The organism is Leisingera sp. F5, assembly GCF_001593695.1.
In genome coordinates this window covers 1-1,493 of the sequence record NZ_LUKH01000901.1, presented here as the reverse complement: position 1 = coordinate 1,493, position 1,493 = coordinate 1, and the positions used below count along the sequence as shown (strand labels likewise).

Here is a 1,493-nt window from a genome sequence, read left to right as displayed (position 1 = left end):
AGCGACGACCGCCGCGGAATGCCGCAAGAGGAGGCCGAGGTCTTCTTTCAGGAAAACGGGTTTCATTTTCCAGCACTGGAGGATGGTTCCGCTGAACCCGGACAGCTGGTCCAGACTGCCCCTGCTTTGACCAGCCCGGCGGCCCGCAGCCTGGCACAGGCTGCCTTGGCGCAATACCGGGCGGATGCCTTGGCGATGCCGCTGCAGGCGCTGGAGCAGGAAATCCAGGCGGATGGGGTTGCTCCGGTGGCGATCGCGCGCCGCTTCAAATGCGGGCTCCCTGCCGTGCTGCGCCGTTTGGCGGCGCTGCCTGAGGAGGTTCTGGGGCAGGAGGCCGGGCTGGTGGTCTGCGATGCCTCAGGCACGCTTTTGTTCCGCAAGCCTGTGACCGGGTTTTCGATGCCGCGTTTCGGGGCGTCCTGCCCGCTGTGGCCGCTGTATACTGCGCTTGTGCACCCGAATATCCCGGTGCGGCGCAATGTTCTTCAGCAGGGGCGCAATGCGGCGGCTTTTGACTGCATGGCGGTGGCCTGGCCGCAGGAGATGCAGGATTTTGGCGCTGATCCTATGTACAGGGCGGTTATGCTGATCCTGCCCGGCGCCAAGGATGCACGGGATCCGCAGCCGGTTGGCGCCAGTTGCCGGATCTGCCCGCGCCAGGGCTGTCCGGCGCGGCGCGAGCCATCGATTCTGAAGGAAGAGTTTTGACAGTGACACGGCCGCGGGGCTAATCTGCACAAAAATGAATGCGTCTGCGGACCGGCCTGGCCGGCAGCCGGCGCCGGGAGGAAATTCTGCTGATGGGCAGGCATGTTGTTCTGATCGAAGACGAGCCGAATATCACCGAGGCCATCCGGTTTCTGCTGATACGGGACGGCTGGAGCGTGGATGCGCATACCGATGGTGCCACCGCGGTGGAGGTGATCCGCGATGCCAATCCCGATCTGGTGATTCTGGATCTTATGCTGCCGGGCAAAAGCGGTCTGGAGATCGTGCGCGAGCTGCGCAGCGAGGGTGGCATGGGCGCACTGCCGGTGCTGATGCTGACCGCCCGCGGCCAGATGCGCGACCGCGAGATGGCGGAAAAGGCGGGGGTGACGCGGTTTATGACCAAACCCTTCTCCAATGCCGAGGTGCTGACGGCGGTGCGCGACCTGCACGCCCAGGCCGGACAGGGATGACACAGGGGAGCGGCGCCGAAGAGCAAACAGGCACCCACGCGGAACGCCAGACATACCGCCGCCGCAGGCTGATGGATATTGCCCGCCTGCTGCCGGTTCTGGGCGCATTGCTGCTGGCGCTGCCGCTGTTGTGGCCCGAAGCCTCCACCCATCCCGCGGCGCGCGATGGTGTCAGTATGTCGTCGGCCATCATCTATATTTTCGCCGTCTGGACCGGCCTGATCGGTGCTTGTTTTGCCTTCAGCCTCGCCGTGCAGCGTTGGGCAGATCATTGGACCGGTGGCGGGCCGGACGGGGCAGGGTCTCCGGACG

At 65.2% G+C, this 1,493-nt stretch carries 3 protein-coding genes; all 3 read left to right on the top strand.

Annotation, left to right across the window (positions count from 1 at the left end; genetic code table 11):
• Nucleotides 1-708: short-chain fatty acyl-CoA regulator family protein (locus tag A2I95_RS37260; RefSeq protein WP_291737495.1), on the top strand; the 708-nt coding region annotated here is incomplete at its 5' end.
• A 92-nt stretch (nucleotides 709-800) separates the two neighbouring features.
• A complete protein-coding gene (locus A2I95_RS37255) occupies nucleotides 801-1,181 on the top strand; it encodes a response regulator (protein ID WP_259992618.1) in 381 nt (126 codons plus the stop codon).
• Nucleotides 1,178-1,493, top strand: a 316-nt coding sequence (locus tag A2I95_RS37250) for a hypothetical protein (RefSeq protein ID WP_291737494.1), incomplete at its 3' end; no start/stop codon positions are given. The genes A2I95_RS37255 and A2I95_RS37250, both read left to right, overlap by 4 nt.